A 6,519-nucleotide genomic window follows, 5' to 3' on the forward strand; every position below is an offset into this window, starting at 1 on the left:
AACCTCGTCGCGGATGCGATCGGCAACGCGACGATCGGCCGGGGCGCCCCGGCGAGCCGGCGGTTCGCGCTGCACCCTGGCGACGAGATCGTCGTCACCGAGAGCGAGCATCACGCGAACCTCATCCCCTGGCAGGAGCTCGCCGCGCGCACCGGCGCGGTGCTGCGCCACATCCCCGTGCGCGAGGACGGCACGGTCGACCTGGATGCCGCGGCATCCGTCATCTCGCGCCGCACCCGCGTGGTCGCGTTCCCGCACGTGTCGAACGTGCTGGGCATCGTCAACCCGGTGGAGCAGCTCGTCGCGCTCGCGCGTGAGGCCGACGCCCTCACGGTTCTCGACGCGTGCCAGTCCGCCCCGCACCTGCCGCTGGACCTGCCGGCGCTCGGCGTCGACCTCGCGGTGTTCTCCGGCCACAAGATGCTCGGTCCCTATGCGATCGGCGGGCTCTACGGCCGCGCGGAGGTGCTCGAGGCGCTGCCCCCGTTCCTGACCGGCGGCTCGATGATCACGACCGTCACCCTCGACGAGGCGTCCTACCTCCCGCCGCCGCAGCGGTTCGAAGCGGGCACCCAGCCGGTGTCCCAGGCGATCGGCCTGGCCGCGGCCGTGCGTTACCTCGGCGGGGTCGACATGGCCGCGGTGCACGCGCACGAGCGGGGGCTCGAGGCCCGGATGGGCGCGGGCCTGCGCACGATTCCCGGGATCCGGCTGCTCGGCGACGCCGAGGGGGCCGAGCGCGTCGGGCTGTGGGCGTTCGACGTCGACGGCGTGCACGCGCACGACGTCGGCCAGTTCCTGGACTCCCGCGGCATCGCGGTGCGCGTCGGCCACCACTGCGCCCAGCCCCTCCACCGTCGCTTCGGTCTCACCGCGTCGGTGCGCGCCTCGGCGGCGCTCTACAACACGCCGGACGAGGTGGACGTGTTCCTCGACGCCGTCTCGGGCGTGCGCTCCTTCTTCGGAGCGGGATCATGAGCGGGCTGGAGTCGCTCTACCAAGAGCTCATCCTCGACCACTCCAAGCGCCGCGTCGGCTTCGGGCTGGCCGGTGAGGAGGGCCGCACGGCGACCTCGCACCAGCACAACCCGCTGTGCGGCGACGAGATCACCCTCCGGCTGCGGCTCGATGACGACGGCGAGACCGTGCGCGACGTCACGTGGGAGGGCAACGGCTGCTCGATCTCGCAGGCGTCGGCCTCGATGCTGACCGAGCTGGTGGAGGGGATGCCGCGGGCCGAGGCATCCGCTCTCATCGACGGGTTCCGCACGGCGCTGCGCTCCCGCGGAACCGTGGAGCTCGACGAGGACGTCTACCTCGACGCCGCCGCACTGTCGGGCGTCTCGAAGTACGTCGCACGGGTCAAGTGCGCGATGCTCGCCTGGGTGGCCCTCGAAGACGACCTCGCCCGCGCCTGAGCGGATCATCCTCCGGTCGTACACGGATGGGCCTCTGGGCGGATGCCTCGTCCCGACCATCTTCGTAGCGTCGAAGCATGATGCACACGACGGCGACCACCACCCTCCCGGACCGGCGGGCGCAGCGTGCGTCCGCTGTGGGCGCGGCCCTGCTGGCAATCGCGGGGAACGCGCTCGTCGTGGTGATCCTCGGCGTGGCCGCGGCGATCGTGGTCGGCGCCGCGGTGCTCGTCTTCGGCGGGGGGCTCGCCGAGGCCCTCTGACGCCAGCGGCGTAGAGGTGGCGTGAGGGCGGCCGCTCTGGGCGCATGGATCCCGTGAGGGCGTGACGGCGGCGTGCACGAGCGGTGTTGCATCGGGAGCTGCGGTCGTCGATCCGGCGGCCGCCCGTGCCCCGCGGGGTGCGGATCCGGATCCCCTGGAGTCCCTGTGCTCGATGTCATCTACCTCGTCACGACGCTCGCGCTCTTCGCGCTGGTCGGGCTGATCGCGAAGGGAGCCGAGAGGCTGGTCGCCCGCACCGGCGCTCCCGCCCCGCGAGGGGAGGAGCGGCCGTGATCGTCCTCTCGCTCCTCGGGGCCGCCCTCGGTCTCGCGGCGATCGTCTACCTCGTCATCGCCCTCGTCGACCCGGAGCGGTTCTGATGGCCGCGGCGACGGTGTGGACCGGCATCCTGCAGCTCGCGACCGTACTGCTGGTGCTCGCGCTCCTCTACCGGCCTCTGGGCGACTGGATCGCGCGCACGTACACCGCGGAGAAGGACTGGCGCCCCGAGCGCGGTCTCTATCGCCTCGTCGGGGTGGACGCGCGGTCTGAGCAGACCTGGCAGTCGTACACGCGCGCCGTGCTGGCCTTCTCGGCGGTGGGCGTGCTGTTCGTCTACGCGCTCCAGCGCTTCCAGGCCGTGCTGCCCGCCTCGCTGGGCCTGCCTGCCGTGCCCGAAGGCCTCGCCTTCAACACGGCCGTCTCGTTCGTCACGAACACGAACTGGCAGTCGTACTCGCCCGAGCTCACGATGGGCTACACCGTGCAGCTGGCAGGCCTCGCGGTGCAGAACTTCGTCTCGGCCGCGGTCGGCATCGCCGTGGCCGTCGCCCTCGTGCGCGGATTCTCCCGTCGCGGCTCCGGCACGATCGGCAACTTCTGGGTGGACCTCACACGCGGCATCACACGACTGCTGCTCCCGCTGTCGATCGTCGCGGCGGTCGCGCTCGTCGTGGCCGGCGTGGTGCAGAACTTCACCGGCTTCACAGAGGTCGCCACGATCGGCGGCGCCACGCAGTCCATCCCCGGCGGGCCCGTCGCCTCCCAGGAGGCGATCAAGCTTCTCGGCACCAACGGCGGCGGGTTCTTCAACGCCAACTCGGCGCACCCCTTCGAGAACCCCACGCCGTGGTCGAGCGTGCTCGAGATCCTGCTGCTGCTGGCCATCCCCGTCGCCATGCCCCGCGCGTTCGGCCGCATGGTCGGCGACGACCGCCAGGGCTACGCGATCCTCGCCGTGATGGCGTCCATCGCGGTGGTATCGATCGCGGCCGTGACGTGGCTGGAGTCGCTCGGACTCGGGACGGCGCCCCAGCTCGCGGGTTCGGCGATGGAGGGCAAGGAGGTGCGGTTCGGCATCTGGGGCTCCACTCTCTTCGCCGGGGCGACCACGCTCACCAGCACGGGCGCCGTCAACTCGATGCACGACTCCTACACGGCGCTCGGGGGCATGATCCCGATGATCAACATGATGCTCGGCGAGATCGCTCCCGGCGGCGTGGGGTCGGGGCTCTACGGCATGCTCGTGCTCGCCGTGATCGCGGTCTTCGTGGGCGGCCTCCTGGTGGGCCGCACGCCCGAGTACCTCGGCAAGAAGATCGGACCGACGCAGATCAAGCTCGCGAGCCTCTACATCCTCGTGACGCCGGCGCTCGTGCTCGCCGGGACCGCGCTGAGCTTCGGCATCCCGGCCATCCGCGGCGACGTCGAGGCGACCTCGATCTGGAACCCGGGCGTGCACGGCCTCGGGGAGGTGCTCTACGCCTTCACGTCGGCGGCGAACAACAACGGCTCGGCGTTCGCCGGCCTGACCGCGAACACACCGTGGTTCAACACCGCGCTGGGCGTCGCCATGCTGCTGGGCCGGTTCATCCCGATCGTGCTCGTGCTGGCCCTCGCCGGATCGCTCGCGACGCAGCGCCCGGTGCCGGCCACCGCCGGCACGCTGCCGACCTACCGGCCGCAGTTCGTCGGCCTCCTGACGGTCGTGGCCGTCGTCATCACCGCACTCACCTATTTCCCCGTTCTCACGCTGGGTCCCCTGGCGGAAGGGCTCGTCTGACATGCCTCTGTCCCTGTCCACGTCCACGTCATCGACACCGGTCGCCGGGTCGGTGCCCCCGTCCACCTCGCGCCCCCCATCGCGCGCCATCAGCGGCGCGCAGCTCGTGCAGGCACTGCCGGGCGCTCTGCGCAAGCTCGGCCCGGCGGCGCTGTGGCGCAACCCCGTCATGTTCCTCGTTTGGGTCGGGGCCGCGCTCACCACCGTCATCGCGGTCGCCGAGCCGTTCCTCGGCGGGCCCGAGGCCTCCGGCGGCACGGACGTCCCGCCGGGCTTCACGTGGGGCATCGCCGCGTGGCTGTGGCTCACCGTGCTGTTCGCCAACCTCGCCGAGTCCGTCGCCGAAGGGCGCGGCAAGGCCCAGGCCGCGACGCTGCGCAAGACGCGCACGAGCACCTCCGCCCGCCGGGTGGTCCGCTACGACGCCGGTGCGGATGCCGCGGCCCTGCGGGCGGAGTCCGTCGAGGTCGCGTCGTCCGAGCTGGGTCTCGGGGACGTCGTCATCGTGGAGGCCGGCGAGCTCATCCCCGGCGACGGCGACATCATCGCCGGGATCGCGACCGTCGACGAGTCGGCGATCACGGGCGAGTCGGCACCGGTCGTGCGCGAGTCCGGCGGCGACCGGTCGGCGGTCACCGGGGGCACCCGGGTGCTGTCGGACCGCATCGTCGTGCGCATCACGTCGAAGCCCGGCGAGACGTTCGTCGACCGCATGATCCGGCTGGTGGAGGGCGCGAGCCGGCAGAAGACGCCCAACGAGATCGCGCTCGGCATCCTGCTCGCGAGTCTGTCGATCGTGTTCGTGATCGTCGTGCTCACGCTCAACCCCATCGCGTCGTATGCCGCATCCCCGGTCAGCATCGTCGTGCTCGTCGCGCTGCTGGTGTGCCTCATCCCGACGACGATCGGCGCCCTCCTCTCGGCGATCGGCATCGCGGGGATGGACCGGCTCGTGCAGCGCAACGTGCTGGCGATGTCGGGCCGCGCCGTCGAGGCGGCCGGCGACGTGACGACGCTGCTCCTCGACAAGACGGGCACCATCACGTACGGCAACCGCCGCGCCTCCGACTTCGTGAACCTGCCCGGCGTCGACCCCGCCGAGCTCGCGCGCGCCGCCGCGCTGTCGTCGCTGGCCGACCCCACGCCGGAGGGCGTCTCCGTCGTCGAGCTGGCGGCCGTGCGCGGCATCCGCGTCTCCGCCCCTGCGGCATCGACCGCCGTCGCCTTCACCGCCCAGACCCGCATGAGCGGAATCGACCTCGCCGACGGCACGCAGGTGCGAAAGGGCGCCGCGACCGCCGTGCTGGCCTGGCTCGAGGCATCCGGAGCCGATGTCCCGGACCGCATCCGCACCGATCTCACGGCCGAGGCCGACGAGATCGCCCAGTCGGGAGGGACGCCCCTGGCCGTAGCGACCCTGTCGGGAGACACCGCCACGATCCTCGGCGTGGTCCACCTCAAGGACATCGTGAAGGACGGGCTGCGGGACCGCTTCGACGAACTGCGGGCGATGGGCATCCGCACGGTCATGATCACGGGCGACAACCCGCTCACGGCCGCCGCGATCGCGAAGGAGGCCGGCGTCGACGACTACCTCGCCGAGGCGACCCCCGAGGACAAGCTCGCGCTCATCCGCCGCGAGCAGGAGGGCGGCAACCTCGTCGCGATGACGGGCGACGGCACCAATGACGCGCCCGCGCTCGCGCAGGCCGACGTCGGCGTCGCGATGAACACCGGCACCTCGGCCGCGAAGGAGGCCGGCAACATGGTCGACCTCGACAGCGACCCCACCAAGCTGATCGACATCGTGCGCATCGGCAAGCAGCTGCTGATCACGCGCGGCGCCCTCACCACGTTCTCGCTGGCCAACGACATCGCGAAGTACTTCGCGATCATTCCGGCGATGTTCATGGGGATCTTCCCCGGGCTGGCGGCGCTCAACGTGATGCAGCTCAGCTCGCCGGCCTCTGCGGTGATGAGCGCCATCATCTTCAACGCCGTCGTCATCGTGTTCCTCATCCCCCTCGCCCTGCGGGGCGTGACCTACCGTGCGCGCAGCGCCTCGGCGACCCTCAGCCGCAACCTGCTGATCTACGGACTCGGCGGCATCATCGCCCCGTTCATCGGCATCAAGCTCATCGACCTCGTCGTGAGCCTCATCCCCGGCTTCTGACCCAAGGAGACATTCGGAATGTCCACCGACACCCGCGCCACCGTGCGCACCACCGGCGTCGCCCTCCGCGCGATGCTCGTCTTCACCCTCGTCCTCGGCGTCGGCTACACGCTCCTCATCACGGGGATCGGGCAGCTCGCCCTGCCCTGGCAGTCGAACGGCTCGCTCGTGCAGGATGCCGGCGGCGAGACGGTCGGCTCCGCCCTCCTCGGGCAGAGCTTCACGGATGCCTCGGGCGCGGCGCTCCCCGGTTACTTCCAGTCCCGCCCGTCCGCGGCGGGAGACGGGTACGACGGCGGCGCGTCGAGCGGTTCCAACCTGGGCCCCGAGAACACCGACCTCATCGCCGCGATCGAGGACCGTCAGGCCGCGATCGCCGAGGCCGACGGCGTGCCCGTCGGCACCATCCCCGCGGACGCCGTCACGGCGTCGGGCTCCGGTCTCGACCCGCACATCAGCCCCGCCTACGCGGCGCTGCAGATCCCGCGCATCGCGGCCGAGCGCGGGCTCACGGAGGCCGAGGTGGGCGCCCTCGTCGCGCAGCACACCGAGGGACGCGACCTCGGGTTCCTCGGCGAGCCGCGCGTGAACGTGCTGACGCTC

The 6,519-nt window shown here is 71.7% G+C and carries 8 protein-coding genes; all 8 read left to right on the forward strand.

Features of this window, described 5'->3' with window-relative positions; all coding sequences use genetic code 11:
- The coding region (locus ACE3O1_RS14330; RefSeq protein ID WP_374316184.1) for an aminotransferase class V-fold PLP-dependent enzyme at positions 1-978 on the forward strand (978 nt) is incomplete at its 5' end.
- On the forward strand, positions 975-1,418 hold the full coding sequence (sufU, locus tag ACE3O1_RS14335; RefSeq protein WP_374316186.1) for a Fe-S cluster assembly sulfur transfer protein SufU: 444 nt from the start codon (positions 975-977) through the stop codon (positions 1,416-1,418). The genes ACE3O1_RS14330 and sufU, both read left to right, overlap by 4 nt.
- A 77-nt stretch (positions 1,419-1,495) precedes the next feature.
- Complete coding sequence (locus tag ACE3O1_RS14340; protein ID WP_374316188.1) at positions 1,496-1,681, forward strand: hypothetical protein; 186 nt, start codon at positions 1,496-1,498, stop codon at positions 1,679-1,681.
- A gap of 165 nt (positions 1,682-1,846) precedes the next feature.
- Positions 1,847-1,975, forward strand: a complete 129-nt coding sequence (locus ACE3O1_RS14345; protein WP_374316190.1) for a hypothetical protein — start codon at positions 1,847-1,849, stop codon at positions 1,973-1,975.
- Positions 1,972-2,061, forward strand: coding sequence for a potassium-transporting ATPase subunit F (locus tag ACE3O1_RS14350; protein ID WP_374316192.1), 90 nt, complete (start codon positions 1,972-1,974; stop codon positions 2,059-2,061). The genes ACE3O1_RS14345 and ACE3O1_RS14350 overlap by 4 nt, the downstream gene beginning before the upstream one ends.
- On the forward strand, positions 2,061-3,743 hold the full coding sequence (kdpA, locus tag ACE3O1_RS14355) for a potassium-transporting ATPase subunit KdpA (RefSeq protein ID WP_374316194.1): 1,683 nt from the start codon (positions 2,061-2,063) through the stop codon (positions 3,741-3,743). Before ACE3O1_RS14350 ends, kdpA begins: the two co-directional genes overlap by 1 nt.
- 1 nt (position 3,744) lies before the next feature.
- Positions 3,745-5,916, forward strand: coding sequence for a potassium-transporting ATPase subunit KdpB (gene kdpB, locus ACE3O1_RS14360; RefSeq protein WP_374316196.1), 2,172 nt, complete (start codon positions 3,745-3,747; stop codon positions 5,914-5,916).
- An 18-nt stretch (positions 5,917-5,934) separates the two neighbouring features.
- Positions 5,935-6,519 (forward strand): potassium-transporting ATPase subunit KdpC (kdpC, locus tag ACE3O1_RS14365; protein ID WP_374316198.1); only part of this gene is annotated, 585 nt, incomplete at its 3' end.

Source organism: Microbacterium sp. (assembly GCF_041909575.1).
Classification (GTDB): domain Bacteria; phylum Actinomycetota; class Actinomycetes; order Actinomycetales; family Microbacteriaceae; genus Microbacterium.

Coding starts and splice junctions, on each gene's coding strand:
- ACE3O1_RS14340 (WP_374316188.1), top strand. CDS start 1,496: ATGATGCACACGACGGCGACCACCACCCTCCCGGACCGGCGGGCGCAG.
- sufU (WP_374316186.1), top strand. CDS start 975: ATGAGCGGGCTGGAGTCGCTCTACCAAGAGCTCATCCTCGACCACTCC.
- kdpA (WP_374316194.1), top strand. CDS start 2,061: ATGGCCGCGGCGACGGTGTGGACCGGCATCCTGCAGCTCGCGACCGTA.
- kdpB (WP_374316196.1), top strand. CDS start 3,745: ATGCCTCTGTCCCTGTCCACGTCCACGTCATCGACACCGGTCGCCGGG.